Genomic DNA, 26,193 nt, shown 5'->3' on the forward strand with positions numbered 1-26,193 from the left:
CAATCGCCTGCCGCAGGCCTACCATGACTGGCGTTGGACCCTTGAAGGAGCGCAGCCATGGAACTCACCGTGGTGCCCATCGTCAAGCCGGACACCGCCAACTTCATCTTTGGCCAATCGCATTTCATCAAGACCGTGGAAGACCTCCACGAGGCGTTGGTCGGCGCGGTGCCGGGCATCCGCTTCGGGCTCGCCTTCTGCGAGGCCTCCGGCAAGCGGCTGGTGCGCTGGTCGGGCAACGACGAGGCCGCTCTCACGCTGGCGCGCGACAACGCATTGGCCGTCGGCGCCGGACACACGTTCCTGATCTTCCTTGGTGACGGATTCTTTCCCGTCAACGTGCTGGCTGCTGTGCGCGCGGTGCCGGAGGTGTGCCGCATCTTTTGTGCGACTGCCAATCCGACACAGGTGATAGTCGCGCAAACCGACCTCGGCCGTGGCGTGCTCGGCGTGGTGGATGGCGCCTCACCGCTGGGTGTCGAGGCCGACGCGGACATTGCGTGGCGGAAAGACCTGCTGCGAAAGATCGGCTACAAGCTGTAGCGACTGGATACCGGTCATCGATTCCATTCGTTGCGCTCGAGCGGTCGACGCAAATTGCGTACCTCGTGGAGGACGCACGATGATGAAGGCCTTGCTGCAGGTGCTTGCCATGGTTGTCGCGGCGGGGGAGACGGCCGCACAGGGCGCCCCGCAGGACGACCAATGCGTCCGCGAACGCGCCGCCATGGTCGAAACCATCCGTGCCTATGCCCGGTCCGCCGGAAGCAGCTTGGGTCCGCAAGGCCTGCCGGAGAGGGTGCTCGAGGCGATGGCACAAACAAAACGCCATCTGTTCATCCCTGAGCGATCCTGCTCGATCGCATACGCCGACAGCCCGGTACCGATCGGCCTCGGCCAGACCATCTCGCAGCCCTACATGGTGGCCCTGATGACAGCGTTGGCCGAGGTCGCGGCCGATCACGTTGTGCTCGAGGTCGGCACGGGTTCGGGCTACCAGGCCGCCATCCTTGCGCGCCTGGCGCGAAAGGTCTGCACCATCGAGATCATCCCGCAATTGGCCGAGACCGCCACGAAGACACTGAGAGACCTCGCGTATGACAACGTCAGCGTCAGGCTCGGCGACGGCTACGATGGCTGGCCGGAATGCGGTCCGTTTGGCGCCATCATCGTGACGGCCGCGCTCGGGCATGTGCCGCCGCCGTTGGTCGATCAGCTCAACGTGGGTGGTCGACTTGTCATGCCGGTGGGAGCTGGTTTCAGCACTCAGCAGCTCACGATCGTAGAAAAAATTGCACCCGGTAAGACGACGACGCGCGCCGTCGCCCTCGTGCGTTTTGTCCCCTTTACGCGTTCACAGAACTAGATGCGCAACGGTCGAGCGCGAACGCGTAGGGCAGGTTCCACGAAGCCGTAACGGGCCGCCTTTCTGACGACAGACGGGCGGATTGCGCTAATGCCAATCCGCCCTGCGGCTGCGAAGTGTGCCTCGTCTACGCGGCCTTGTTCTGCTGCTTCATGACCTCCGCCGCACGCTTCTTCAGCTCCGCCGGGGATACATCCTCGATATGGGTGCCGATGTGCCAGCGGTTGCCGGCGGGATCCGTTACACCACCGCTGCGGTCGCCGTAGAATTGATCGGCGGGCTCCATCACCGATGTGCCGCCGGCCTTGAGCGCCTTCTGATAGACTGCATCGACGTTCGGTACGTAGAGATACAACATCGTGGATGTTGCTTGTGCGCGCTCCGAGGAGTCGGAAATCATCACGATGGAATTTCCGATTTTGAACTCCGCATGCCCGACCTTGCCGTCGGGCCGCATCATCGGCTCGAAGACCGGTTGGGCTCCGAAGGCGTCTTTCATGAAGCGGATGACTGTCTCTGCGCCGTCGACGACGAGATAGGGCGTGACGGTGTGATATCCCTCGGGAACCGGCTTCACTTTAGTGACCACTTTAGTGACCATGGCTGTCTCCTTTGGTTTGATGCAGGACGACCCAGCCACCTCATGTCGCGTCCGCAATCTTCCGCCCGGTCTTTGAACAAAGTATGACGGCTGCTGCGCCGCGCTGCGACGCGGATGCGCCGATGAAGCTGGTGTGATGAGCCTCACTGCCCGTCGGGGCGATGAGCGCGGCTTTCGCAACGCAAAACGCATCACCGCAGCGAGGACACCAGCAGCCACGCGCCCGCGGCCACACATGCAATGCCGGCAGCGCGCGCGATCCATCGTCCGGCCGGCGTCAGCTTCTCCAGCAGGACGAGCAGCGCCAACAGCGCGATCCAGAGCACGTTCATCACGCCGCCTATGAACAGGAGTGCCATCAAGAGCCAGCAGCAGCCGACACAATAGCTTCCGTGCCGAAGCCCCAGCAGCAGGCAGCCTCGCGGCGTGTCGCGAAACCCGCCGTGGCGCATCAGGAACAGAAACGGCGACTGGCATTGGACGAGGCACACGTCCTTGAGCGGCGTCCATTGATAGATGCCGGCCGCGATCAGCACGCATGCCCCGAGCAGGTTGCTGGCGAACGTCATCCGGGAGTCGAGAAGGGCTGCGCGATCGATCCCCCATTGCAGAAGGGTTGCGACGAGTGAAAAGCCGGCCCAGGCGAGGAGATAACCGGCCGCAAACCAGCCGGTTGCCGCGAACGGCTTGGCCTGTGCCTTCGCCTGCCGGCCGACGCTGGCGTACATGAGGATCATGGGCGCGGCCGAGGGCGCCATCATTCCAACCATCATCACCGCCCACATCAGGAACACGTATGCGAACTCGATCGTTCGCCACGGCTCGCTGGCGGGCAACATGATTCCGATCCCGGCCGGGATCATGCGGAAGCCGGTCATGTCCATGCCGCCCATGTCCATGTCGTCGGCGAGCCAGAGCACATAAGCCCACGCCAGCGCGACGATGATCAGAATCGCGCCGCCGACGATCCAGCGGTCGCGGCGCAGCACGGTTTCGAGAGCTCTGTCGGTCATTTGTGATGCGGGTTGCCGGCCTTCTCGCGGACCGTCACATCAGGAGCGGCATCAGGCCTGGTTCGACCACTGGATCGGCGCATAGAGGCCGTTCCTGCCGGAATTGTCCCAGCGCATGCCATGATCGCTGTACGTATTGCCGGCGGCGCCGACCGCCATCACCATCCTGTCGGGGCTGACGGGGTGGCCGATGTTGGCCCACATTTCGCCGCTCGGGTGCATGGTCGGTAACGGATCAACGGACATGTGCAGAATGCCCGGGATTTCCGCGGACCGCGTCTTGCCGTCGATCCGGAATGTGATCGGGGCCTTCTTCACCCCCAGGTTCTTGCTGATCAGCGGTCCGAACGAGGCCATGGGACCACCGGCCGCGCCGCTGAAGATCGCAGCCAGCGCCTCGGTCTGCCGATCGTCGGCGCTCTGATCGACATAGGTGGCCTGCGACCAGTTCCCGTCAGCCATGACGCCAGGCGCATGGAGGATAACCAGGACGTTCAGTCCATCGAGTGCGACGTCGCCGTAACGCCCGGTCTCGATGTGGAAGATCAGCGGCACGTTGCAGAAGCCCTCGGTCGGTCGCGCGGTCAGCGGGGCGCCCGCAGACACGAGGCACGGGCACACGATGCTGCAACTGCAATTTTCGAAATAGTCACCGGAAAGCTGCCACGAGACCTGGTCCACCATCGCTGCCTCCCGCTTGGCCGAACCCGACAGATCACTTTCGAACGAGCTACCTGTGGTGGAAAGCTACGCCGCGTGCGCGGGAACCGCAAGGCGATGCGCCAATGAAGTTGGTGTGAAGCGGCGGCGGCGTTAGCGCCAGCCTAGCCCACCACTTCTCCATTCGTTCGGGCAGACCCCTGATCGGTCACGGCTTCGCCTGACCCATCCTGCGAGCTGCGAGCTGATCCGTCCTGTCAACGCGCCTTATCCGCTGCGGCGAAATGCGCCATCTGGTCGGCGTGGGCCTTGGCGAAGGCCGGGCGGGCCGTGGCGCGCGCGAGATAGGCGCGGCAGGCGGGACTGTCCGCGAGTCCCTCGAAGCGGTCGACGGGGCGCAGCACGTCCGCCATCAGGATGTCGGCGACGGAGAAGGAGCCCGCCAGCCATTCACGGCCGGCCAGCACCGGCTCGAGGTGCTTGAGGCGGATCTTCAGGAAGCCGTCGACGAACGTCACGGCCGGTGAACCGTCGTCGCTGCCGGTGAACTTGAACATGGACCAGGGCAGGCTTGCCATCTCCACCGAATTGAGCGCCGCGAACACCCATTTCGTTGCCTCGCTGCGGCCGCGCGGATCTGACGGCATCAGCTTCGCGCTGAGCGCGCCGAGATGGAGCAGGATCGCGCCGCTCTCGAAGATCGAGAGGTCGCCATCGGTCAGCCACGGCACCTGGCCGAACGGCTGGTGCGCGAGGTGCGCGGCGCCCCGGTCGCCGAACGGCGTGCTGGCGACGCGATAGGGCAAGCCGGCTTCTTCCAGCGCCCAGCGCACGCGAAGATCGCGCACCAGGCCGCGCGGCTTCTCGGGAACCCAGTCGAAGGTGGTGAGGGTGAGGTCGGGCATGAGGGGTCTCCATGCTGTCTGGACATAGGACGGATGACGGGCGGGCGTTCCGACAGTGAGCGACGTTTATTCTGCACGGGCGGAGACCGTAGGGTGGGCAAAGGCGCGTTTGCGCCGTGCCCACCATCTTTTGCTAGGGACAGAGGTGGTGGGCACGCTTCGCCTTGCCCACCCTACGGCAGCGTTGCTCCCTCACTGCCCGAGCTTCCCTAACTTCCCTTGCTTCGCGGCCTCGACCGCGCGCTCCGCATCCTCCGCCAGCAGCAAGCGCTCCGCCACCTGCCGCGCGGCCTCACGTTTCACTGCGGCGACATACGCCCCGTCATCGGCATAGCGCTCCGCAATCGACAGCCGGGGATCGTGCACTTCCTTCCGCGCGGCCTCGGTCGGTGCGAACGGCACCACCGCGCCCTGCAGCGGATAGAGCGCGGTCGGGCCAAACCCTTGCGCGCGCGGATTCCAGGCGGTGTAGGTCGCGCGCGGCACGGCGAGTGCGAGCTGGCGGATGCCCGATATGGCCATGCCGTCATTGTCCGCCTTCGGCACGAATACCGGATAGCGGCCGATCTCCTTGGGCGGCAGCACGCTCTGGTCGGAGAAGGCGGCGAGCGTGTGGATGCCGGCATAGGGCAGGCCGGGGATGTCGGTCGGCACCGCGCCTTGCGCCGGCACCAGCGTGCCGTGGGCACGCATGGGAACGCGGCTTGCGGGCGGCTTGATGCCGTCGCTGATCCAGGCATGGAGGTCGGTGAGCAGCGCGCGCATCGGCATGCCCGCATGCATCGGGTTCTGCGGCAGCGACATCGCCGGCAAGCCCTTGCGCATGACCTCCGCGGCTTCGGCGAAATGCGGCGTGCCCGATATCATGTAGGCACGGACGTTGTCGGGCAGGTCGAGATGGTTGCCGGCGAGATCGGTGACCAGCAGCGAGGCGTGCGAGGCCCACCATTCGTGCTCGCTGTCGGTCTGCATGATCTTGGGGCAGGTGGCCGAAAGCGAACAGCGCCGCAACAGGCCGTCGGTCTTGCCGGAATAGGGATCGCTTAGGCTTGCATAGGTGAACGGGAACAGATCAGCCTGCCACGCCGGATCCTGCGGATGGCGCGGGTTGCGGCCGGGCTGGCCGAAGCGGACATTGGTCGCCATCCGCCGCGTGCCTGCGACATGCGGCATCAATCCGTCGAACACGGTGCGGCCCTGGAGATCCTCGTTGAAGCCGAGATAGAGGAAGTCGCGCAGGAAACGGCCGGACTGCGAGACGCCGAAGCCAACAGCGCGACTGACGGACGCATGCAGGCCGTTCAGCAGTGGGTTCGCTTGCGTCTCGTCGTGGCGGAGGAAGCTGACGACATCGCGCACGGCCGCAAAGCCCATGCCGAGCGGCACCGGATCGCGCGCGGTGTAGGTGATCTCGTAGAGCGCGCCGGCATCGAAACCGTCGGGCCGGGTGATCTCCACTGTGCTGGGATCGACCAGCTTTGCCGAGAGACCTGACGGCGTCTGCCGCGGATCGGCCCAGGCCGCGCGCACGGTGACGTTGAGGTTGGCGGCGTCGGCGGCGGGCCATGTCAGCGCCGCGCGCGCGGGATTGGTCGCGTTGTTGAAGATCACCTCTTCGCGCGCCGGGCCGGTGACGTCCTTGATCACCGGCGCGGCGAGCGCGAGCTGCCCCGGCTTCGACGGAATCTCGCCCTGCCAACCCACCCAGACCATCGTGAAACCCTGGCGGTGCAGGAAGCCGATGCCGGCGTCCTCGGCCTTGTCCGCAATGTTGGCGCCGGGCTGGGCGGAATCGTCGAACAGCTGCGGCGCCAGCTTGCGGCCGCGATTGGGGACTTCCAGCAGCAGCGTGCTGTTGCCGTGACTGGCATCGCTGGGCCTGAGGATCACGACGTCGGCACTGGCTTCGACCTTGCCGTCGGCGCCACGCGGTGCGAGCGCGAGGTCGGTGATGACGGCGTTGCGGTCGTCGGACGGGTTGAGCGCGAAGGTCGCGCGCGCGGTGATGCGCTCATAGGTGCCGACAGTGCCGAAGCTGCGTCCGGCAAAGGCGGGCACGCGTTCCAGGATATCGAAGCGGACGATTTCGGCCGGCGAGGCCGCGGGCCACAGGCAGGTGATCGCGATGAGACCCGAGATGATCCTGCGCATGGCTGTCCTTCCCTTGTATGGCGCGACGGCAAGTTCCGCCGCGCGGGCTTTTTGTTGCGGCGACTATAACCGGCTATCCTGAGGGCAAACAACAGGAGGAAATCCGATGCCAGCAGCCTTCTTCGTCGTTCGTGCCATCGTCACCGATGCGAGCAAGCGCGCCGCCTTCGACAGATGGTACGAGACCGAGCACGTGCCCGATGCGGTGAAGGCGTTCGGCGTGAGCAAAGCCTGGCGGTTCTGGAGTCTCGACGATCCCTCGCTGCACCAGGCGATGTATCAGTTCGATGACGAGGCCAAGCTCGATGCGATGCTGAAGGGCGATGCGCTGAAAAAGCTCGTCGCCGATTTCAACCGCGACTGGCCCGAGGTGAAGCGCTCGCGCGAGACGCTGGTGCTGGCGCAGGAGTTCGTGAAGTAGTTGCGACGTAGCCCGGATGGAGCGCAGCGTAATCCGGGGCAGTGCGTCTGCAGCAACAGTTTCCCGGATTGCGCTGCGCTCCATCCGGCTACGGCACTCCACTTCGGAACGAATCTGAATGCGCGATTCAGCTTGGGTTCATGTCGTGACCGCGACACTTCCTCTGCATCACTTGCTCGATCACCTAGAGGACATGTCATGGAGCGCCGGAACTTTTTGAAACTTGCATTTGGTGTGACGGCGGGCGCCGCCGCCCTCGCCGCGACCGCCCAGGCCGCGCCGTTGTCACCGCAGCCGGTCGGCGCCCCGGGCCGCATGCCGCAGCCCGATGCCGATCTGCATCCGGCCGTCACCACCGGCGATGAGATCGCGCAGCTCAAGCCCGAGCAGGTGCATTGGCATGGGCGCCACTGGGGTTGGCGCCGCCGCCACTGGGGCTGGCGTCGCCGGCGCTGGCATCGTCGCCACTGGTAAGCTTCAGGCGAGGCCAGGCTTTGGACGGGGATCGCGATCGCGGTCCCCGTTTTGATTCGTGGCTGTTGCGTGACTCCGCCGATGGCCGGTTTGGAGAGCCCCAAAAGAAAATGGCCGCGCGGGGCAATCCGCGCGGCCACTTCGTAGTACGAAGAGACGAGATCAGATCGGGCGGCAGCGGCCACCCCACCAGCGGAAGCCATAGGGGCACACGCGGGCGCGCGGCACAACGACGACCGGCGCGGGGGCGACCACGATGGGGGCGGGGCGCACAACGACCGCACCGCGCATCGGGCGGCAGCCGCCATAGGGGCCACGGTACCAGCCCGGACCGCAACCCTGCGCGGCGCTGGCCGCCTCGCTGAAACCGACGACCGCGCTCGCGAGCATGGCGGCGGCGAAGAGATATTTCATTTGATCTTCCTTCTCGTCCTTGGGGCAGATTTTTGGGAGGACACGGCGCTTGCGGCGCACAATGAATCAACAGACACGATTCGACACGTTAAATCTGGGAGACACGTGCCGACACGTCGCGATCCAAACCTGCCAATCATGACCTGAATGCGGCATGAACGTGCGCCGCATCCTGCCTCGGGCGACACGCAGCTGTCGCTAGCGGCTGAGAAAGCCCAGCACCAGCTCGCGATACTTCTCCGGCGACTCCAGGAAGACGAGATGCCCGGTGTCGGGGATCACCTCGGCCCGCGCGTTCGGCATCTTGGCGGCGAGCTGCTTCGCAAGCTCTGCGTTCTGCCCCATTTTTGCGCGCAGCGCCTCCGGCGCGAGCGGCCGGCCTGGCGCGTTGTGGTCGTCTGCGCCCATGATGAACAGCGTCGGCAGCGCGATCAGCGGGATCTCGTGCGCGACCGGCTCACGATAGATCATCTGGCCGGAAGAAACGAAGGCGCGCAGCCAGCGCGGATAATCGGGGCTGCCCTTGATGTTGAAGCGGGCATCGATGAACGGCGTGATCGCCTCGCCCGGCAGCTTGATCGCGTAGTTGGTCTGGAGCTGCTTGCGATAGCCGTCGGCGGTGAGCTTGTCCTCGGTCTCGATGATCTTCTCGGTTGGAGTCGGCGGCACGTAGAGCCGGTAGTCCTCGAGCCCGATCGGGGCGGTCAGCACGAGATGGGCGACACGATCAGGGTAGGCGCGGGCGATGCGCACCCCCAGCATGCCGCCGAGCGAATGCGCGACGATCTCGGCCTTGTTGATCTCTAAGTGGTCGAGCAGCGCGATGGTGTTGCGTGCCAGATTGTCGAAATGCAGCTCGCCCGCCGGCTTGGAGGACTTGCCGAAGCCGATCTGGTCCGGCACCACGACGCGATAACCGGCCTCGCTCAACATCTTGATGACAGGCGCCCAATAGCTCGACGGGAAATTGCGCCCGTGCAGCAGCACCACGGTGCGGCCGTTCGGCCGCTCGGCGGCGACGTCCATATAGGCCATGCTGAGCTGCTCGCCGTCATTGACGATGGGAAGCAGATGCACGGGATAGGGATAGGCAAAGCCCTCGAGCGCAATGCCGTAGGGCTCGCGCGGGGCGGTGTCGGCATGGGATGCGAGCGGGATAGTGAAGAGGGCAGCAGCGAGTGCGGCCGGGAGGAAGCGGTTCATTGGGGGTCTCATATTTGGAGCCGTCATTCCGGGGCGCGCGCAGCGTGAACCCGGAATCTCGAGATTCCGGGTTCGATGCCTTGCATCGCCCCGGAATGACGGAGGCCATAAAGACGTGGATGGCCGGGTCAAGCCCGGCCATGACGAGAGTGAGAGCTCACACGCGATTGTGTGGTTTCACGCAGCCTGCGTGATCAGTCCTTCCCATTGCCGAACAGCGCGGCAAACTGCTTCTCGCCGGTGCGGGTGAAATTGACGACGCGGCTGCCGGGCGTGGGATCGCGCGCGGCCCATTTCAGCTCGGCAAAGCGCTGCATCATGGCGGCCCCTAACGTGCCGGCGAGATGGTGACGCCGCTCGCTCCAGTCGAGGCACGCCTTGCAGACCGGGCGGCGCGGGTGGCTGAGCATGTCGGGCGAGATCTGCAAGTGCCTGGCGAGAAAGCGCTCGCCCTCGGCCGTCAGCTCGATGTCCTGCTTCTTCTGCTTCACCAGATGCCGCTCGCGCATGGTGTCGAGCATCTGCACGCCGAGATCGCCGGCGAGATGGTCGTAGCAGATCCGCGCGCGCCGCAGCGCCGGATCCTTCGGTCCGGTTCGCACGCGCATGTGGCCGGTGCGCGCGGCAAGGCCCGCAAGCCCCTCGAGCACGCCGGCGACGTCATCGTCGGTGAGGCGGTAGTAGCGGTGGCGTCCCTGCTTCTCCGGCTCCACCAGCCCGCCGGCCTCGAGCTTGGCCAGATGCGAGCTCGCGGTCTGCGGCGTGATGCCGGCCTCCTGCGCCAGCTCGCTCGCGGTCAGTGCGCGGCCGTTCATCAGCGCCGTGAGCATGTTGGCGCGGGCGGGGTCGCCGACCAGCGCGGCGACCATGGCGATGTCGGGTCCTGATTTCATGCTTCGATGGTAGCCGAAGCATTGTGGTCGGGCAAGCGCGTAGCCTCTCACCAAGTCGTCATTGCGAGGCGCGCAGCGACGAAGCAATCCAGACTGTCCCCGCGGAGGGATTCCTGGATTGCTTCGCTGCGCTCGCAATGACGGTGTGGAAACAGGAGAGCCCCATCATGTCCGTCACCGTCTTCATCCGCTACCAGCTCGATCCGTTCAAGCGCGCGCAGTTCGAGGAATATTCAAAACGCTGGCTCACCATCATCCCGAAATGCGGCGGCGATCTGATCGGCTATTTCATGCCGCATGAGGGCACCAACAACATCGCGTTTGCGCTGATCACCTTCGAGAGCCTTGCCGCCTATGAGGCCTATCGCGCCCGGCTGCGCCAGGATGCGGAGGGCATGGCGAACTTCCATTTCGCCGAGGAGCACAAATTCATCCTCGCCGAAGAGCGCACCTTCCTGCGCAAGGTGGTATTGTAGGCAATCATTGCAGAGGAGATGCCCATGATCGCCGTGATCTTCGAGGTCTGGCCCAAGCCGGAACACCGCCAGACCTATTTCGACCTCGCAGCCGATCTGAAGCCGCTCCTGCAAACCATCGACGGCTTCATCTCGGTCGAGCGCTTCGAGAGCCTGACCGAGAAGGGCAAGATCCTGTCGCTGTCGTTCTGGCGGGACGAGGCGGCCGTGCGGGCCTGGCGCAACACGATGGAGCACCGCCGCACCCAGGCCAAAGGCAGGGCGCAGATCTTCGCCGATTATCACCTGCGCATCGCCAGCGTCATCAGGGACTACGGCATGAACGATCGCGAGGAAGCGCCGAAGGACAGCCGCGCGGTGCACGACGCGCACTAGCGCGTCCGATGATGCGTGCCTATGTCTGCGCGGCCAACAAGGGAGAGAAACATGCATGTGACGACCGCTGACAAGCGCGCGACGTTCAAGAAGATGCACGAGAGCGGCTGCTTCATCCTGCCCAATCCGGTCGATGTCGGCAGCGCCAAGGCGTTGCAACATCTCGGTTTCAAGGCGATCGCGTCATCGAGCGCGGGTTTTGCCTGGACCATCGGCAAGGCCGACTACCACGTCACCGTCGAGGACGTCTGTCAGCATCTGGCAGCATTGAGCTCGGCGGTCGACATCCCCGTGAACGCGGATTTCGAGGGCGGCTTTGCCGTCGAGCCGGACAAGGTCGCCGACAATGTCGAGCGCGGTGTGCGCACCGGCGTCGCCGGTCTGTCGATCGAGGATTCCACCGGCGACAAGGACAAGCCGCTCTACGACCGCGCGCTGGCGGTCGAGCGCATCAGGGCCTCGCGCAAGGCGATCGGCGATAGCGGCACGCTGCTGGTCGGCCGCTGCGAGGCGTATCTCTGGGGCGTCACCGATCTCAAGCTCGTCATCGACCGGCTCACCGCCTATGCGGATGCCGGCGCCGACTGCCTCTACGCGCCGGGCCTCAAGACCCGCGAGGACATCGCCGCGGTGGTGAAGGCTGTCGCACCGAAGCCGTTCAACCTTCTGATCGGCGGCTCCGGCCTGTCGTTGAAGGAAGCCGAAGATCTCGGCGTGCGCCGCATCAGCGTCGGCGGCTCGCTCGCCCGCGCCGCCTGGGGCGGCTTCATGCGCGCCGCGAAGGAGATGGCGGAGAAGGGGACCTTTGCCGAGCTTGGCAGCGGCTATCCCGGCGGCGAGCTCAACAAGATGTTTAGCTAGGGCATGATCCGGAAAAGTGTGAAGCGGTTTTCCGAAAAGATCATGCTCAAATAGACAAACGAAGAGCGGCGGGACTTTTTTGAGTCCCGCCGCTCTCTCATCCTCTTGGTGTCATACCCCGCCTAGTGCGCAATTGCGCACGGGGGGCGGGGCATCCAGTGCGCCGCGGCCGATCGATGAATCACTGCTGCCTCGGAGTACTGGATCGCCCGCCTGCGCGGGCGATGACAGCTGTGTCTTACGCGACGACCGTCGCGTTGTTACTTCGCGCCGTCAGACGGCTTCTGCGTATCCGGGGCCGGCTTGGTCGGCGCAGCACCCGTGGTCGTGCCCGGCTCGGTGTTGTTGCGCGGCGTTACGTCACGCATGCCGGGAGGGGCGGCCGGATTGGCCGGCGCCGTCTGCTGAGCAGTCCGCGACGTCGGCTCGTTGCTCGCCTGGTTGCCCGTGGTGGTGTTGTTCAGGCCGTAGAACACGGCGCCGAGCACCAGGGCGACGGCTACGGCAAACAGTGCGATCTTGCCGCTGGAGGCAGGGCCTTCGCCAAGCTCGGGATCGGCCTGAAGGTCGGCATCCCGGCGTGCCGCGCGAAGATACTCATCGTCGGCGAGGTTCGGGCGATACGGATCGTTGGGAAAACGGTCGTCAGCCATCGATTGGTCTCCTCGGTTATTGCGCCGGGACAACCCTCAGCTGCGAGATTCCGTTCCGCCTGGTCTGATGCTTTCGTCTCATGTTGCCCCCGCGTCGGGAATCGGGAACCTGTTCCATCGGGAGCCCCGGGCTTAAGTTCCATCGCGGGGAGGAGGGAACACGGCGATGTGGAGCCTGCCACCAACCGATACCGTGCTGCATTTCCTGTCGCTGGTCGCGGTGGCCGCGCAGGGCATGACGGCCGCACTCGCAGCCGGACGTCGCAGCATGGATTGGCTGGGCGTCTGCTTCCTCGGCTGCATCACCGCGCTCGGCGGCGGCACGCTGCGCGATTTGTTCCTCGGACATTATCCGCTGGCCTGGGTGCAGAACCCCGTCTATCTCGCGCTGGCCGGCGGCGCCGCCTTCATCACCATCCTGATCGCGCGTCTCGTGCACCGGCTGAAGGTCGCCTTCATCGTGCTCGATGCCATCGGTCTCGTCGTCTTCACCATGACCGGCTGCGACGTCGCCTGGCAGATGGATGCGACGCTGCCCATCGTCATCGTCTCCGGCATGGTGACGGGCTGTGCCGGCGGCGTCCTCCGCGACGTGCTCTGTAACGACGTGCCGCTGCTGTTCCGCTCCGAGCTCTATGCCAGCGTCTCGGTGGTGACGGGGCTGTTCTACGCTACCGCCTTCGGCCTCAAGCTCAACGCGGAGCTCTGGACCATCTTGACCTTCGTCCTCGGCATCAGCTTCCGCCTGCTCGCGGTGCGCTACAAATGGGAGATGCCGAAATTCGTGTTCACGGAGGATGAGGAGCGGTAGAGGTTACATCGCCTCACTCTATCCACGCCGTCATTGCGAGCGTAGCGAAGCAATCCAGAATCTTTCCGCGGAGGGACTCTGGATTGCTTCGCTGCGCTCGCAATGACGAGAGGGAGGCAGCGATGAGCTACGGCTCCTCCTTCCGCGCCTTTGCCACCTGCGACGGCGTCACCAGCGGGCCGGCATTACCCCAGGAGTTGCGGATGTAGTTCGTCACCGCGGCGATCTCGCCGTCGGACAATGTCTTGGCATAGGCCGGCATCTCGCCGGTGTTCGGCGCGCGCGGCGTCGTCACGGTATAGGCGCCGTCGAGGATGATGCGCAGGGTCGAGGATGGATTGACCGATTGCAGCAGCGCATTGCCCGGCAGCGGCGGATAGATCCGCGGCGCGCCTGAGCCGTCGGCCTCGTGGCAGGCGATGCAGAGCTTGGCGTAGACCGCCTGGCCGGCCTTCATCTCGGCATCGTCGGGCGGCGTCACGATCGTCTCGCGCCGTGCCGGTGCCAGGCTTTTCAGATACAGCGCGATCGCGCGGACATCGGCATCGCTCATCTTCGCCGTGGAATTGACGACCACCTCGGCCATCGGACCGTCGGCATGACTCTTCGCGTTGCGTCCGCTTTGCAGATACTCCGCGATATCAGCCTCGCTCCAGGATTTCAGCCCGGTGCGCGCGGCGCCATCGAGCCTCGGCGCGTACCAGCCCCCGACCTCGTTGCCCGACAGCGCCTGGGCCTGCTTGTCGGCGCCAAAATAGTTCTTCGGCGTGTGGCAGGCGCCGCAATGGCCAAGACCGGTGACGAGATAGCCGCCTCTGTTCCACGCCGCACTCTGGTTCTGATCCGGCTCGAACAGGCCGGGCTTGAAATAGACGGCGTTCCAGATCCGCATCAGGCCGCGGTAGCCGAACGGCCAGCGCAGCTCCGGCGGCTTGTTGCGGCTCGCCACGGGTGCGAGCGTGCCGAGATAGGCGCGGATCGCCAGCGTGTCGTCCTTCGTCATCTTCGTGAAGTAGGAGTAGGGGAAGGCCGGATAATAGTTCGATCCATCAGGCGCGATGCCGTAGCGCAGGGCGCGGGTGAAATCGGGATCCGTCCATGCGCCGATCCCGGTGTCGCGGTCGGGCGTCAGGTTCGGCGCATAGACCGCACCGAAGGGTGTGTCGATGCGCTTGCCGCCCGCGAAGGGCTTTGCCGGATCGGCGGTGTGACAGCCCGCGCAGTCGCCGGCCTCGACCAGCGTCTTGCCATAGGCGATCAGCTCCGGCGACGGTTCGGCGGCACGGGCCGCGCCTCCAACCGCACTGCACAACGCCAACCCCGCAAGAGCCAAGCCAGCCAGAATCGTCCGCATCGAAAGCCTCTCCTGCGACCAATCGACCGCACCCGCGTGAAACGAGCATCAATTCATTTCGCGACGGCGGGGGTATGGTGACACAAATTGAAAATGCCCGATGCCTTTGCAGCCACGAAATTGCGATTTTTACCCGGCGCATCGTTTGGTCCAGATTTGTGATGCGCTGCGTTAAATATCCGACATAGAGTGGCAGAGGTGGTCGGCGCGCCCTAGCTAAAAACGACGGGCAGGCAACGGCTTAGGCAGCCAAACGCTCAAAAGGGCGGATGAGGACAAGAATGGGCATCAACCAGGGTCCGATCAGTCTCGATCAAAAATACACCCAGCAGACCGGACACGTCTTCACCACGGGCATCCAGGCCCTGGTGCGACTGCCGATGGCCCAGATCCGGCGCGACCGCGCCAATGGCCTCAACACCGCGGGCTTCATTTCCGGCTATCGCGGCTCGCCGCTCGGCGGCTACGACCAGCAGCTCTTTGCCGCCCGCAAGCATCTCGAACAGTACAACATCAAGTTCCAGCCCGGCGTGAACGAGGACCTCGCGGCCACCGCGGTCTGGGGCTCGCAGCAGCTCAACCTCTCGCCCGGCGCCAAATACGACGGCGTGGTCGGCATCTGGTACGGCAAGGGTCCCGGCGTCGACCGCTGCGGCGACGTGTTCCGCCACGGCAATGCCGCGGGCTCCGCCAAGAACGGCGGCGTGCTGTGCCTTGCCGGCGACGACCACGGCGCGAAATCCTCCACCGTCCCGCATCAATCCGACCACGCCTTCATGTCGGCCTTGATGCCGTATCTCTATCCCTCGAGCATCCACGAGATGATCGAGATGGGCCTGCTCGGCATCGCCATGTCGCGCTACTCGGGCTGCTGGGTCGGCATGAAGGTGATCACGGAGACGGTGGAGACCACCGCCGAGATCGACCTCACCGACGAGATGAAGCCCTTCATCATCCCGCCCGATTTCGAGCTGCCGCCCGGCGGCCTCAACCTGCGCTGGCCCGACGACCGCTTCGAGCAGGACCGCCGCCTGCAGGACTACAAGGGCTTTGCCGCGATCGCCTTTGCGCGCGCCAACAAGGTCAACCGCGTCACCATGGATTCGCCGAAGGCCCGCTTCGGCATCATGGCATCAGGCAAGAGCTATGAGGACGTTCGCCAGGCGCTGCGCGAGCTCGGGATCACCGAGCAGGTCGCCGCCAAGATCGGCCTTCGCCTTTACAAGATCGGCATGCCCTGGCCGCTGGAACCGGAAGGCGTGCACGAATTCGCCGTCGGCCTCGAAGAAATCTTCATCGTCGAGGAGCGGCGAGAGATCGTCGAGAACCAGGTCAAGCAGGTGCTGTTCAACTGGCGCGACGACGTGCGCCCGCGCATCGTCGGCAAGATGGACGAGCACGACAAGCGCTTCCTGACCTTCGCCGCCGAGCTCAGCGTCGCCTCGCTTGCGACCTCGCTCACCGAGCGGCTTCTCAAGCTTGATCTCAACCCCGAGATCGCCGAGATGCTCCGCGCCAAGGCCGATTGGTTCAACGGCCGTCAGGCCTCGCAGATGCAGGCGACGGCGCCGGTCTCCCGCACCCCGTATTTCTGCTCCGGCTGCCCCCACAACACATCGACCAAGGTCCCCGAAGGCAGCCGTGCGCTCGCCGGCATCGGCTGTCACTTCATGGCGCTGTGGATGGACCGCTCGACCGAGACTTTCACGCATATGGGCGGCGAGGGCGTGCCGTGGGTCGGCATCGCCCCCTTCACCAACGAGAACCACATTTTTGCGAACCTCGGCGACGGCACTTATTTCCATTCCGGCAGTCTCGCCATCCGCCAGTCGATCGCCTCCAAGGCCAACATCACCTACAAGATCCTCTACAACGACGCCGTCGCCATGACCGGCGGCCAGCGCCATGACGGCGATCTCTCGCCGCAGAAGATCATGGCGCAGCTTCATGCCGAGGGCATCAGCGAGATTTACCTCGTCTCGGAGAACCCGGATTCCTATCCGGCCGACACCATCGCGCCCGGCGTGAAGAAATATCACCGCGACGAGCTCCAGAACGTCATGAAGATGTGCCGCGAATACAAGGGCACGTCCGCGATCGTCTTCGTGCAGACCTGCGCCGCCGAGAAGCGCCGCCGCCGCAAGCGCGGCCTGATGGAGGATCCGGCGCGCCGCGTCATGATCAACCCGGCGGTCTGCGAGGGCTGCGGCGACTGCTCGGTGCAGTCGAACTGTATCTCGGTCGAGCCGCTGGAGACCGAGTTCGGCCGTAAACGCGCCATCAACCAGTCGTCCTGCAACAAGGACTATTCGTGCGTGAAGGGCTTTTGTCCGTCCTTCGTCACCGTGGACGGCGGCAAGCCGCGCCATCGCGCGCCGGCCGATCTCGGTGACATCGGCGCGCTGCCGGAGCCCGCGTCGCGCCCGACGCTCGACAAGCCCTACAACATTGCCGTCGGCGGCGTCGGCGGCACCGGCGTTCTCACCATCGGCGCGCTGCTGGGCATGGCCGCCCATATCGAGGGCAAGGCCTCGATGATTTTGGACATGTCGGGCCTCGCGCAAAAGGGCGGGGCGGTGCTCAGCCATGTCCGCCTGTCCGACCATCCGGCCGAGGTGACCTGCTCGCGCATCGTCACCGGCACGGCCGATCTCGTGCTTGCCGCCGACGAGGTGGTCGCGGTCGCCAAGGACACCATCTCGCTGTGCGACAGTAGCCGCACCCGCGGCGTCATCAACAGCCACGTCATCCCCACCGCCGACTTCATCCTCAACCGCGACTTCAACTTCCAGACCCGCAAGCTCAATGCGGTGCTGGAGACCGCGCTGCACAAGGACTCCGTGTTCTTCGACTTCACCAGGCCGGCCGAAGAGCTGCTCGGCGACAGCATCGCCACCAACATGATGATGATGGGCTATGCCTATCAGAAGGGGCTGTTCCCGCTATCCGCGGAATCGATCGAGCAGGCCATCGAGGTCAACGGCGTCTCGATCAAGATGAACAAGGAAGCCTTCCGCCTCGGCCGCCTCGCGGTCGCCGATCCCCAGCGCCTTGCCGACATGCTGAAGGGGACGGACGAGGTGGTTGCGCCGAGGACGCTGGACGCTATGACTCTCGACGAGGTCATCGAGCACCGCGCCAAGCATCTGGTCGCCTACCAGAACACCCGTCTCGCAAAGCGCTATCGCAAGCTGGTCGATCAGGTCCGCGATGCCGCCAAGCAGGGTGGCTATGGCGATGCGCTGCCGCGCGCGGTCGCGGTGAACTACGCCAAGCTGCTGGCCTACAAGGACGAATACGAAGTCGCGCGCCTGTTCACCGACGGCGCCTTCGCGCAGCAGCTCCGCGACCAGTTCGAGGGCGACATCAAGTTCAGCTTCAACCTCGCGCCGCCGATTCTGGCGTCCGGTGTCGACGCGCTGGGACGCCCGAAGAAGCGCGCCTTCGGCCCGTGGATGCTGAGCGCCTTCCGCATGCTGGCGAAGTTCAAGTTCCTTCGCGGCACGCCGCTCGACATCTTCGGCCGCAGCGCCGACCGCAAGCTCGAACGCGACCTGATCGCCGGCTACGAGAAGGACGTCGCCACCGTGCTCGGCCTGCTGTCGCCGGTCACGGTCGACACGGCCGTCGAGCTCCTCTCACTGCCCGACCGCATCCGCGGCTACGGCCCGGTAAAGGAGAAGGCGGTTCAGGACGCCAAGGCTCGCTACGCCCAGCTTGCCGCGGATCTGGCGAGCCCGCCGTCCGCGCCAAGGCAGATCGCTGCGGAGTAGCCCCCGTAGCCCAGATGGAGCGAAGCGTAATCCGGGACAGCCGCGTCCGCGGATGAAATCCCCGGATTGCGCTTCGCTCCATCCGGGCTACAAGCACAAGTCTCGTAGGGTGGGCAAAGCGAAGCGTGCCCACGTCTTCGGGACTGATGCCGGCGAGATGGTGGGCACGGCGCGTTGCGCCTTTGCCCACCCTACGGCACCTGCGACACCATCCCTTGCGTCGCCCGCCGGGCAAAACACCATGCCGCGGGTCAATCCGCTTGCGCAAAAACATTCCGCTTTACCGAAATTCGGAATTGTCGTATCCGTCCGCCACCTCATCCCCTCGGAAGGGGCGTATCGCGATCGTCACGAAACGCGGGGTGAGTGGCGGTGGACGCGGGCTGCGTCGCGCGGGCAACTGTCTCGCGCACGACGGGCGCGGTCTCGCGTACGGCAAAATCGTGTGGTCCTGACGCCCGGGGTCTGTGCGTCAAGTCTTGCGGGTCGCTCGCAAGGCGACGGGGGCAATAGTGCATCGCTCCCCGGGGAGAGCGCGACATAAGCCGTAAAGCCACTGCGCAGGGAAGGCCGGTTGTTTGGCTTCACCTGTATGCCGCTGTGCAGCTCTTCGTAGCGCAATTATCGCACAGTGGACCGTGGGTGCCAGCCGGCACCCGGTCTTCCCTGCGCCCTCTGTTTTCGGAGGGGAGCAAGACGGAAGCAAAACTCGGGCGACACGCGCCGCGAGACGGCGGTGGTGTGTGTCTGGCCGTCATTGCGAGCGTAGCGAAGCAATCCAGACTGTCTCCGCGGAAAGAGTCCTGGATTGCTTCGCTGCGCTCGCAATGACGATGTTGAGGCGGCGAGCCATATCTGACCGTCATCCTGAGGCGCTCGCCTCTTCGGCGAGCCTCGAAGGACGACGGCCCGCCTGTCGCGGCGCGGCTGTCGAGATGGCCGGGCCGTTCATCCTTCGAGGCTCCCGGCGCGATGCTTTGCATCGCGCCACTCGCACCTCAGGATGACGGGGCGGGGGACTTGCGCCCACCCGCTGCCCTCTCGCCCGACGGAATATTTCCGCGCTTGCCAATCTGGCCGGTGCGGTTCAGAAAAAAGAGCCAAGAAGAAACGCGAGCGGAGACCTGAGTTTGACCATCAAGGGCAAGGCCTACATTGCCGGGATTTTCGAGCACCCGACCCGGCATGCGCCGGACAAATCCACCGCCCAGCTCCATGCCGAGGTCGCCAAGGGCGCGATCGAGGATGCCGGGATCAGCAAGGACGACGTCGACGGCTATTTCTGCGCGGGCGATGCGCCCGGCGGCGCCTGGCCGATGGTCGATTATCTCGGCCTGAACACCAAGAAGCTTCGCCACGTCGATTCCACCGAAACCGGCGGCTGCTCCTACATCATCCATCTCGGCCATGCCGCTGAGGCGATCGCGGCGGGCAAGTGCTCGATCGCGCTGGTTACGCTCGCCGGCAAGCCGCGCACTGGCGCAATGCCGCCGCGCGCGGCCGGCGCCGAGGTCGATTTCGAATCCGCTTACGGCGCGACCACGCACAATGCCTATGGCATGTGTGCCATGCGCCACATGCACGACTACGGCACCACCAGCGAGCAGCTTGCCTGGATCAAGGTCGCGGCCTCCCATCACGCGCAATACAATCCGCATGCGATGCTGAAAGACGTCGTCACCGTCGAGGACGTCCTGAACTCGCCGATGATCTCCGATCCCTTGCACCGCATGGATTGCTGCGTCGTCTCCGACGGCGGCGGCGCGCTCATCGTGACGACGCCCGAGATTGCCAAGAGCCTGAAGAAGCCACTGGTCAAGCTGATCGGCCATGGCGAAGCGATGAAGGGCCCGCGCGGCGGCAAGGATCTCGACCTCACGTATTCGGCCGGCGTCTGGTCCGGCCCGCGTGCGTTCGAGGAAGCCGGCATCACGCCGAAGGACATCAAATACGCCTCGATCTACGACAGCTTCACCATCACCGTGCTGATGCAGCTCGAAGACCTCGGCTTCTGCAAGAAGGGCGAGGGCGGCAAGTTCGTCGCCGACGGCAATCTGATCTCGGGCGTCGGCAAGCTGCCGTTCAACACCGACGGCGGCGGCCTCTGCAGCAACCATCCCGTCAACCGCGGCGGCATGACCAAGATCATCGAGGCCGTGCGCCAGCTGCGCGGCGAGGCCCATCCGAAGGTGCAGGTCAAGAATTGCGATCTCGCCATCGCCCACGGCACCGGCGGCCTCTTGGGTGTTCGCCACGCCGCCTCGACGGCCATTCTGGAGCGCGTGTGATGGTAGATGCAAAGAAATATCCGGCCCCGGTGACCAATCCGGAAACCGCCGCGTTCTGGGATGCGGCGAAGCAAGGCAAGTTCATGATCAAGCGCTGCACCGCCTGCGGCGAAGCGCACTACTTCCCGCGCTCGATCTGCCCGTTCTGCTACTCCGACAAGACGGTGTGGGAAGAGGCGTCGGGCGAGGGCACGATCTACACCTGGAGCCTGATGCGGAAGTCGCCGACCGGCCCTTACGCCATCGGCTACGTCACGCTGAAGGAGGGGCCGTCGGTGCAGACCAACTTCGTCGACTGCGATCTCGAGAAGCTGAAGATCGGCCAGAAGGTGAAGGTGGTGTTCAAGCCGACGGATGGCGCCCCGCTGCCGTTCTTCACGGTGGCGTAGGGCGACGCTGCGTAGGGTGGGTAGAGCGAAGCGAAACCCACCAACGCTGGCAATGATGGGTTTCGCTTCGCTCTACCCATCCTACGAGTTCTTCCCTTCTCCCCTTGTGGGAGAAGGTGGCGCGAAGCGCCGGATGAGGGGTCTCTTTCCGCAGAGAGACTTTTGCTGAGGAAGCAACCCCTCACCCAAATGAGTTTGCCGCACCGTCCTCGCTGCCCTCTCCCACAAGGGGAGAGGGCCCTTCAACTGGCGGTGCCGAAGACATCCGGGAGGAAACCAGAAAAATGTCCGCCAGATACGAAGAGCTCAAAGGCCTGAAGAATCTCGGCCAGAAATATGCCTACAGCGATCGCGAGGTGATGCTCTACGCCTACGGCATCGGGCTCGGCGCCGATCCCATGGACGAGAACGAGCTCGCCTTCGTCAACGAAGGAACGTTCACGCCGCGGCCGCTCAAGGTGGTGCCGACCTTTGCGTCCGTTGCCGCGTGGGGCTCGGGGCCGGGCGAGATGAACCTCAACCGCGTGATGGTGGTCGACGGCGAGCGCGATATCACCTTCCATCAGCCGCTGCCGGTCGCCGCCCACATCACTGCCGATTCCTCCGTGCTCGAGGTCTACGACAAGGGCAAGGACAAGGGCGTCGTCATCGCGCACCAGACCGTGCTGAAGAACGAGAAGGGCGAGAAGCTGGCGACGCTGGTTGCCTCGCGCTTCGCCCGCGGCGACGGCGGCTTTGGCGGGCCGAACCTGACCCAGCCCGATCCACACAAGATCCCTTCGCGCAGCCCCGACAAGATCATCGACATCGTCACGCGGCCCGACCAGGCGCTGGTCTATCGCCTCTGCGGCGATCGCAACCCGCTGCACTCCGATCCCGAATTCGCCAAGAAGGCCGGCTTCCCGCGCCCGATCCTGCACGGCATGTGCACCTACGGCATCACCTGCCGCGGCGTGCTGCAGACCTATGCCGACTATGACGCGAGCGCCTTCCGCCAGCACGTCGCGCGGTTCTCTTCCCCGGTCTATCCCGGCGAGACCGTGACCATGGACCTCTGGAAGGACGGCAACACGATCTCGTTCGAAGCCAAGGTAAAGTCGCGCGGCGTCACCGTGATCAAGAACGGCAAGACGGTGCTGGGTTAGACGGGCACGGGCGGTTCACTCCCTCGCCCCGCACTTGCGGGGAGAGGGTGGGGTGAGGGGCTCTCACCACGAGCCGTGACGGTAGTGAGACCTGTACCCCCTCACCCGATCGCTACGCGATCGACCTCTCCCCGCAAGCGGGGCGAGGTAAGAAAAAACAAACAGGGAGAAGCCACCATGGGACTACTCGACGGCAAGGTTGCGCTGATCACCGGCGCCGGCGGCGGGCTCGGTGAGGCCTATGCCAAGCTGTTCGCGCGGGAAGGGGCCTCGGTCGTCGTCAACGATCTCGGCGGGCCCCGCGACGGCTCCGGCGCCGACACCTCGATGGCGCAGCAGGTGGTGGATGCGATCAAGGCGGCAGGCGGCAAGGCGGTCGCCAACGGCGCCGACATCTCCACCATGGAGGGCGGCCAGTCCGTGTTCGACGACGCCATCAAGCATTTCGGCCGCGCCGACATCCTGGTCAACAACGCCGGCATCCTGCGCGACCAGACCTTCGCCAAGGCCTCCGAGGCCGACTGGGACAAGGTCATCAAGGTCCACCTGAAGGGAACCTTTTGTTGCACCATGCCGGTGTTTCGCTGGATGCGGGAAAACGGCGGCGGCGTCATCGTCAACACCTCCTCGACATCGGGCCTGATCGGCAATTTCGGCCAGACCAATTACGGCGCCGCCAAGGGCGGCATCTGGGGCCTGTCCAACGTGCTGGCGATCGAGGGCCGGAAGTACAACATCCGGATCTGGACCCTGGCCCCGGGCGCCCTGACCCGCATGACCGCAGACCTGCCCCGCTATAAGGAGAACCCCTCGGCGGCGCTGGGGCCGGACGGCATCGCGCCGGCCGTGCTATACATGGTCAGCGACTTGTCGGGCGAACAGACCGGCAAGGTGCTGGGCGTGTCGGGGCCCCGCGGCGTGCGCGAAATGCGGATGATGGAGATGGAAGGCTGGAAACCGCCGCACTCGGGCTGGAACGCCCAGGATATCGTCGATCACGCCAAGGAGATCTTCTTCTCCGAGGAGCAGATCAAGATGGGCGCGCGGAGGTTTTAGGCCATTGTTGTCGTTCCGGGGCGATGCAAAGCATCGAACCCGGAACCTCGAGATTCCGGGTTCGGCTCTGCGAGCCGCCCCGGAATGACGGAGAAAGAGAGAGACTGATGAAACTGACCGCCGACGCCAAGGGCACTTTCGCAATCGCGCCGACACCGTTCCACGATGACGGCCGGATCGACGAGCGCTCGATCGACCGCCTGACCGATTTCTACGAGGAGGTCGGCTGCGACGGCGTCACGGTGCTGGGCATCCTCGGCGAGGCCCCGAAGCTCGATGCCGCCGAGGCCGAGCAGGTGGCGGTCCGCTACGTCAAGCGCGCCAAGAAGATGCAGGTGATCGTCGGCGTCTCCGCGCCGGGTTTTGCCACCATGCGCTCGCTGGCGAAGGCCTCGATGGACGCCGGCGCGGCCGGCGTCATGATCGCGCCGCCGCCCTCGCTTCGCACCGACGACCAGATCGTCGGCTATTTCAAGCAGGCGGCGGAAGCCATCGGGCCCGACGTGCCCTGGGTGCTCCAGGACTATCCGCTCACCCTGCAAGTGGTGTTCACCCCCGCCGTGATCCGCAAGATCGTCATGGACAATCCGAACTGCGTGATGCTCAAGCACGAGGACTGGCCGGGCCTCGAGAAGATCTCGACACTGCGCGGCTTCCAGAAGGACGGTTCCCTCCGCCCGCTCTCGATCCTCTGCGGCAATGGCGGCACGTTCCTGGACTTCGAGATGGAGCGCGGCGCCGACGGCGCCATGACCGGCTACGCCTTCCCGGAGCTTCTGATCGACGTCGTGAATCTTTCCAAGGCCGGCAAGCGCGATGCCGCGCATGATCTGTTCGACGCGCATCTGCCGCTGATCCGCTACGAGCAGCAGCCCGGCGTCGGCCTCACCGTGCGCAAATATGTGTTGCAGAAGCGCGGCATCATCGCCTCCAGCGCGCAGCGCAAGCCCGGCGCGACGATGACGGCGACGGCGAAGGCCGAGGTCGACTATCTGCTGTCGCGCGTCGCCCGCTTCGACAAGCGCGCCAATCTCGGCCCGCAATCCAGCGCCGCAGGTTAGTCGAATGGCCGAGACATCAGCGTCACGCCCGGCGTCGACCATCCTTCTGCTCCGTGATGGCGCAAAGGAGGTCGAGGTCTTCATGATGGTCCGCCATCATCAGATCGAGTTCAACTCGGGCGCGCTGGTGTTTCCGGGCGGCAGCGTCGATGCCGGCGACAACGAGATCGTCGCCCGCGCCGACCTCTACTCAGGCGGCGAGGGTTTGAGCGACGCGGACCGCGGTTTTCGGATCGCTGCGATCCGCGAGACGTTTGAGGAGAGCGGCATCCTGCTGGCGCGGTCGAAGGACACGGGCGCGCCTGTTGATGCCAGGCGTGCGGGCGAGATCGCGGACAAGCACCGCGTTGCGCTCAACGAGCACACGATCAGCTTCCTCAGCATCCTCGCCGACAACGGCCTCCAGCTCGCGCTCGACACGCTCGTGCCCTACGCGCACTGGATCACGCCGGAGGGCATGCCGAAGCGTTTCGACACCTGGTTCTTCCTCGCCGCAGCACCGCCCGACCAGCTCGGTGCGCACGACGGAAGGGAATCGACCGACTCGATCTGGGTCTCTGCGCGCGAGGCCGTGGAGGGCGGCGACAGTGGCCGCTTCAAGTTGCCGTTCCCGACCACGCGCAATCTGATCCGGCTGGCAAAGCAGCCGACGGTGAAGTCCGCGCTCGACCATGCCAAGGGCATGTCGATCGTCACGGTGATGCCTGTGATGACCAAGACCGAAACCGGCCGCCAGCTCCGCATTCCCCGCGAGGCCGGCTATGACGGTGAGGTGTTCGAGGTCGGCGCGGTCGGCTGATACACTTCGACACGCAACGAAGTATTGGCGCCTGCGGACGCGCTAGGTTCCGTCCATCGCGGAGTGGACGGAACGCATCATGGATATCAGGCAGGACACCAACATCGCCGTCGAGTTGGCGCTGCTGGTCGCGCTCGCAACACTCTGGGGCGGCTCCTACACCTTCATCAAGCTCGGCGTCGCCACCATCCCGCCGATCACGCTGATCGCGGCGCGCACCGCGATCGCCGGCCTGCTGCTGCTCATCGTCATGCGGGCGCGCGGCATCAGGATGCCCACGGATGCCGCGACCTGGCAGCGCTTCGCATTCCAGGCCGTGCTCAACAGCGTCATCCCCTGGACGCTGATCGCCTGGGGCGAGCGCCATGTCGATGCCGCGCTCGCGACCATCCTCAACTCGGCCGGGCCGATCTTCACCTTCCTGCTCACCGCGATCGTCACCCGCCACGAGGCGACGACCCCGCGAAAGCTGTTCGGCGTGGTCGCCGGCATGGCCGGCATCCTGCTGATCGTCGGCGCCGATGCCTTCCATGACATCGGCAGCGGCCTCATCGCGGAGGCCGCGATCGTCGCCGCCACCATCTGCTACGCCTGCGCCGCGATCTTCGGCCGCAGCTTCAAGGGCCTCGATCCGATGGCGCCCGCGGCCGGCTCGCTGCTGGCGGGGTCGGCGGTCCTGATCCCGGCTTCGCTGCTCGTCGAGCAGCCCTGGACGCTATCGCCCTCGCTTAGCTCCATGCTGGCGCTGCTCGCGCTCGCGACGTTCTCGACCGCCGCGGCGTTTGCGATCTACTTCCGCCTGATCCAGGCCCTGGGCTCGGTCGGCACCACCGCACAGGCCTATTTGCGCGTCCCCATCGGGGTCGCCATGAGCGTCGCCTTCCTCGGCGAAACCTTGAGCCGGACCGCCTGGATCGGCCTTGCCTGCGTCGTTCTCGGCGTCGCCGCCATGACGATCCCGGCGGGGCGGCGGACAAGCGTCAAAACGTCATAATCCGGTACGGAGGGCGGGCCGAGAACAACGATATTAACGATATTCCGCGGCGGCAGG

26 protein-coding genes are annotated in these 26,193 nt (G+C 65.2%); 16 read left to right on the plus strand and 10 right to left on the minus strand.

All coding sequences use genetic code 11. The features are described from left to right. Positions 1-57 precede the first annotated feature (57 nt). Both QA649_RS20180 and QA649_RS20185 read left to right on the plus strand, forming a co-directional pair. Positions 58-543, plus strand: coding sequence for an adenosine-specific kinase (locus QA649_RS20180; protein WP_283025698.1), 486 nt, complete (start codon positions 58-60; stop codon positions 541-543). Between the two features lie 79 nt (positions 544-622). Next, positions 623-1,366 (plus strand): protein-L-isoaspartate(D-aspartate) O-methyltransferase, encoded by a 744-nt coding sequence (locus QA649_RS20185; protein ID WP_283025699.1) that lies wholly within the window; start codon positions 623-625, stop codon positions 1,364-1,366. A 127-nt stretch (positions 1,367-1,493) separates the two neighbouring features. Here QA649_RS20185 and QA649_RS20190 read toward each other — a convergent pair whose 3' ends face one another. From QA649_RS20190 to QA649_RS20210, 5 genes are all read right to left on the minus strand, one after another. Next, the gene (locus QA649_RS20190; RefSeq protein WP_283025700.1) at positions 1,494-1,967 is read right to left on the minus strand and encodes a VOC family protein; all 474 of its coding nucleotides are present in this window, start codon (positions 1,965-1,967) and stop codon (positions 1,494-1,496) included. Between the two features lie 191 nt (positions 1,968-2,158). Next, positions 2,159-2,980, minus strand: coding sequence for a DUF2182 domain-containing protein (locus tag QA649_RS20195; protein ID WP_283025701.1), 822 nt, complete (start codon positions 2,978-2,980; stop codon positions 2,159-2,161). Between the two features lie 51 nt (positions 2,981-3,031). After that, a complete protein-coding gene (locus QA649_RS20200; RefSeq protein ID WP_283025702.1) occupies positions 3,032-3,664 on the minus strand; it encodes a DUF1326 domain-containing protein in 633 nt (210 codons plus the stop codon). 233 nt (positions 3,665-3,897) lie between these two features. Next, complete coding sequence (locus QA649_RS20205; protein WP_283025703.1) at positions 3,898-4,545, minus strand: glutathione S-transferase family protein; 648 nt, start codon at positions 4,543-4,545, stop codon at positions 3,898-3,900. Between the two features lie 192 nt (positions 4,546-4,737). Beyond that, on the minus strand, positions 4,738-6,696 hold the full coding sequence (locus QA649_RS20210; RefSeq protein WP_283025704.1) for an alpha/beta hydrolase domain-containing protein: 1,959 nt from the start codon (positions 6,694-6,696) through the stop codon (positions 4,738-4,740). A gap of 106 nt (positions 6,697-6,802) precedes the next feature. Between QA649_RS20210 and QA649_RS20215 the strand changes: the two genes are divergently transcribed. Then, complete coding sequence (locus QA649_RS20215) at positions 6,803-7,117, plus strand: hypothetical protein (protein ID WP_283025705.1); 315 nt, start codon at positions 6,803-6,805, stop codon at positions 7,115-7,117. A gap of 198 nt (positions 7,118-7,315) precedes the next feature. Next, positions 7,316-7,591 (plus strand): twin-arginine translocation signal domain-containing protein, encoded by a 276-nt coding sequence (locus tag QA649_RS20220; RefSeq protein ID WP_283025706.1) that lies wholly within the window; start codon positions 7,316-7,318, stop codon positions 7,589-7,591. A 162-nt stretch (positions 7,592-7,753) separates the two neighbouring features. Here the strand turns inward: QA649_RS20220 and QA649_RS20225 are convergent, their stop codons facing one another. The 3 genes from QA649_RS20225 to QA649_RS20235 form a co-directional block, all read right to left on the minus strand. Then, positions 7,754-8,005 (minus strand): hypothetical protein, encoded by a 252-nt coding sequence (locus QA649_RS20225; RefSeq protein WP_026312672.1) that lies wholly within the window; start codon positions 8,003-8,005, stop codon positions 7,754-7,756. A 198-nt stretch (positions 8,006-8,203) separates the two neighbouring features. Further along, on the minus strand, positions 8,204-9,208 hold the full coding sequence (locus tag QA649_RS20230) for an alpha/beta hydrolase (protein WP_283025707.1): 1,005 nt from the start codon (positions 9,206-9,208) through the stop codon (positions 8,204-8,206). 194 nt (positions 9,209-9,402) lie between these two features. Next, a complete protein-coding gene (locus QA649_RS20235; RefSeq protein WP_283025708.1) occupies positions 9,403-10,101 on the minus strand; it encodes a winged helix-turn-helix domain-containing protein in 699 nt (232 codons plus the stop codon). 167 nt (positions 10,102-10,268) lie between these two features. On the opposite strand from QA649_RS20235, the gene QA649_RS20240 reads away from it, so the two are divergent. From QA649_RS20240 to QA649_RS20250, 3 genes are read left to right on the plus strand one after another with little or no spacing between them, the layout of a single operon-like run. After that, entirely contained in the window at positions 10,269-10,577 is a 309-nt protein-coding gene (locus QA649_RS20240; protein ID WP_018647290.1) for an NIPSNAP family protein, read from the plus strand. A gap of 24 nt (positions 10,578-10,601) precedes the next feature. Beyond that, complete coding sequence (locus QA649_RS20245) at positions 10,602-10,952, plus strand: antibiotic biosynthesis monooxygenase (protein ID WP_283025709.1); 351 nt, start codon at positions 10,602-10,604, stop codon at positions 10,950-10,952. 51 nt (positions 10,953-11,003) lie between these two features. Beyond that, a complete protein-coding gene (locus QA649_RS20250; RefSeq protein WP_283025710.1) occupies positions 11,004-11,813 on the plus strand; it encodes an isocitrate lyase/phosphoenolpyruvate mutase family protein in 810 nt (269 codons plus the stop codon). A gap of 260 nt (positions 11,814-12,073) precedes the next feature. Here the strand turns inward: QA649_RS20250 and QA649_RS20255 are convergent, their stop codons facing one another. Continuing rightward, positions 12,074-12,466, minus strand: a complete 393-nt coding sequence (locus tag QA649_RS20255) for a hypothetical protein (RefSeq protein WP_283025711.1) — start codon at positions 12,464-12,466, stop codon at positions 12,074-12,076. Positions 12,467-12,632: 166 nt separating this feature from the next. On the opposite strand from QA649_RS20255, the gene QA649_RS20260 reads away from it, so the two are divergent. Next, a complete protein-coding gene (locus tag QA649_RS20260; RefSeq protein ID WP_283025712.1) occupies positions 12,633-13,277 on the plus strand; it encodes a trimeric intracellular cation channel family protein in 645 nt (214 codons plus the stop codon). A gap of 127 nt (positions 13,278-13,404) precedes the next feature. Here QA649_RS20260 and QA649_RS20265 read toward each other — a convergent pair whose 3' ends face one another. Next, entirely contained in the window at positions 13,405-14,631 is a 1,227-nt protein-coding gene (locus QA649_RS20265) for a c-type cytochrome (protein WP_283025713.1), read from the minus strand. Between the two features lie 281 nt (positions 14,632-14,912). Here QA649_RS20265 and QA649_RS20270 point away from each other — a divergent pair, with 281 nt between their 5' ends. From QA649_RS20270 to QA649_RS20305, 8 genes are all read left to right on the plus strand, one after another. Beyond that, the gene (locus QA649_RS20270; RefSeq protein ID WP_283025714.1) at positions 14,913-18,404 is read left to right on the plus strand and encodes an indolepyruvate ferredoxin oxidoreductase family protein; all 3,492 of its coding nucleotides are present in this window, start codon (positions 14,913-14,915) and stop codon (positions 18,402-18,404) included. A gap of 1,130 nt (positions 18,405-19,534) precedes the next feature. Continuing rightward, complete coding sequence (locus tag QA649_RS20275) at positions 19,535-20,692, plus strand: thiolase domain-containing protein (protein ID WP_283025715.1); 1,158 nt, start codon at positions 19,535-19,537, stop codon at positions 20,690-20,692. Beyond that, positions 20,692-21,081 carry an OB-fold domain-containing protein gene (locus QA649_RS20280; protein WP_091957356.1) on the plus strand — a complete coding sequence of 130 codons (390 nt, stop codon included), beginning with the start codon at positions 20,692-20,694 and terminating at the stop codon, positions 21,079-21,081. The genes QA649_RS20275 and QA649_RS20280 overlap by 1 nt, the downstream gene beginning before the upstream one ends. A gap of 284 nt (positions 21,082-21,365) precedes the next feature. Further along, entirely contained in the window at positions 21,366-22,226 is an 861-nt protein-coding gene (locus QA649_RS20285; RefSeq protein ID WP_283025716.1) for a MaoC family dehydratase, read from the plus strand. A gap of 177 nt (positions 22,227-22,403) precedes the next feature. Further along, positions 22,404-23,282: an SDR family oxidoreductase gene (locus QA649_RS20290; RefSeq protein WP_283025717.1), complete on the plus strand. Its 879-nt coding sequence runs from the start codon at positions 22,404-22,406 to the stop codon at positions 23,280-23,282. 107 nt (positions 23,283-23,389) lie between these two features. Next, positions 23,390-24,343 (plus strand): dihydrodipicolinate synthase family protein, encoded by a 954-nt coding sequence (locus QA649_RS20295; protein ID WP_018647302.1) that lies wholly within the window; start codon positions 23,390-23,392, stop codon positions 24,341-24,343. A gap of 4 nt (positions 24,344-24,347) precedes the next feature. Beyond that, a complete protein-coding gene (locus tag QA649_RS20300; RefSeq protein WP_283025718.1) occupies positions 24,348-25,142 on the plus strand; it encodes an NUDIX domain-containing protein in 795 nt (264 codons plus the stop codon). 79 nt (positions 25,143-25,221) lie between these two features. Then, the gene (locus QA649_RS20305; RefSeq protein WP_283025719.1) at positions 25,222-26,136 is read left to right on the plus strand and encodes an EamA family transporter; all 915 of its coding nucleotides are present in this window, start codon (positions 25,222-25,224) and stop codon (positions 26,134-26,136) included. Positions 26,137-26,193: the final 57 nt, after the last annotated feature.

The sequence above is a fragment of the Bradyrhizobium sp. CB1717 genome (assembly GCF_029714325.1).
In the GTDB taxonomy this organism is placed as follows: Bacteria; Pseudomonadota; Alphaproteobacteria; order Rhizobiales; family Xanthobacteraceae; genus Bradyrhizobium.

Coding starts and splice junctions, on each gene's coding strand:
- QA649_RS20205 (WP_283025703.1), bottom strand. CDS start 4,545: ATGCCCGACCTCACCCTCACCACCTTCGACTGGGTTCCCGAGAAGCCG.
- QA649_RS20200 (WP_283025702.1), bottom strand. CDS start 3,664: ATGGTGGACCAGGTCTCGTGGCAGCTTTCCGGTGACTATTTCGAAAAT.
- QA649_RS20240 (WP_018647290.1), top strand. CDS start 10,269: ATGTCCGTCACCGTCTTCATCCGCTACCAGCTCGATCCGTTCAAGCGC.
- QA649_RS20225 (WP_026312672.1), bottom strand. CDS start 8,005: ATGAAATATCTCTTCGCCGCCGCCATGCTCGCGAGCGCGGTCGTCGGT.
- QA649_RS20195 (WP_283025701.1), bottom strand. CDS start 2,980: ATGACCGACAGAGCTCTCGAAACCGTGCTGCGCCGCGACCGCTGGATC.
- QA649_RS20245 (WP_283025709.1), top strand. CDS start 10,602: ATGATCGCCGTGATCTTCGAGGTCTGGCCCAAGCCGGAACACCGCCAG.
- QA649_RS20180 (WP_283025698.1), top strand. CDS start 58: ATGGAACTCACCGTGGTGCCCATCGTCAAGCCGGACACCGCCAACTTC.
- QA649_RS20295 (WP_018647302.1), top strand. CDS start 23,390: ATGAAACTGACCGCCGACGCCAAGGGCACTTTCGCAATCGCGCCGACA.
- QA649_RS20260 (WP_283025712.1), top strand. CDS start 12,633: ATGTGGAGCCTGCCACCAACCGATACCGTGCTGCATTTCCTGTCGCTG.
- QA649_RS20290 (WP_283025717.1), top strand. CDS start 22,404: ATGGGACTACTCGACGGCAAGGTTGCGCTGATCACCGGCGCCGGCGGC.
- QA649_RS20255 (WP_283025711.1), bottom strand. CDS start 12,466: ATGGCTGACGACCGTTTTCCCAACGATCCGTATCGCCCGAACCTCGCC.
- QA649_RS20190 (WP_283025700.1), bottom strand. CDS start 1,967: ATGGTCACTAAAGTGGTCACTAAAGTGAAGCCGGTTCCCGAGGGATAT.
- QA649_RS20185 (WP_283025699.1), top strand. CDS start 623: ATGATGAAGGCCTTGCTGCAGGTGCTTGCCATGGTTGTCGCGGCGGGG.
- QA649_RS20300 (WP_283025718.1), top strand. CDS start 24,348: ATGGCCGAGACATCAGCGTCACGCCCGGCGTCGACCATCCTTCTGCTC.
- QA649_RS20305 (WP_283025719.1), top strand. CDS start 25,222: ATGGATATCAGGCAGGACACCAACATCGCCGTCGAGTTGGCGCTGCTG.
- QA649_RS20235 (WP_283025708.1), bottom strand. CDS start 10,101: ATGAAATCAGGACCCGACATCGCCATGGTCGCCGCGCTGGTCGGCGAC.
- QA649_RS20215 (WP_283025705.1), top strand. CDS start 6,803: ATGCCAGCAGCCTTCTTCGTCGTTCGTGCCATCGTCACCGATGCGAGC.
- QA649_RS20210 (WP_283025704.1), bottom strand. CDS start 6,696: ATGCGCAGGATCATCTCGGGTCTCATCGCGATCACCTGCCTGTGGCCC.
- QA649_RS20265 (WP_283025713.1), bottom strand. CDS start 14,631: ATGCGGACGATTCTGGCTGGCTTGGCTCTTGCGGGGTTGGCGTTGTGC.
- QA649_RS20280 (WP_091957356.1), top strand. CDS start 20,692: ATGGTAGATGCAAAGAAATATCCGGCCCCGGTGACCAATCCGGAAACC.
- QA649_RS20270 (WP_283025714.1), top strand. CDS start 14,913: ATGGGCATCAACCAGGGTCCGATCAGTCTCGATCAAAAATACACCCAG.
- QA649_RS20285 (WP_283025716.1), top strand. CDS start 21,366: ATGTCCGCCAGATACGAAGAGCTCAAAGGCCTGAAGAATCTCGGCCAG.
- QA649_RS20220 (WP_283025706.1), top strand. CDS start 7,316: ATGGAGCGCCGGAACTTTTTGAAACTTGCATTTGGTGTGACGGCGGGC.
- QA649_RS20230 (WP_283025707.1), bottom strand. CDS start 9,208: ATGAACCGCTTCCTCCCGGCCGCACTCGCTGCTGCCCTCTTCACTATC.
- QA649_RS20250 (WP_283025710.1), top strand. CDS start 11,004: ATGCATGTGACGACCGCTGACAAGCGCGCGACGTTCAAGAAGATGCAC.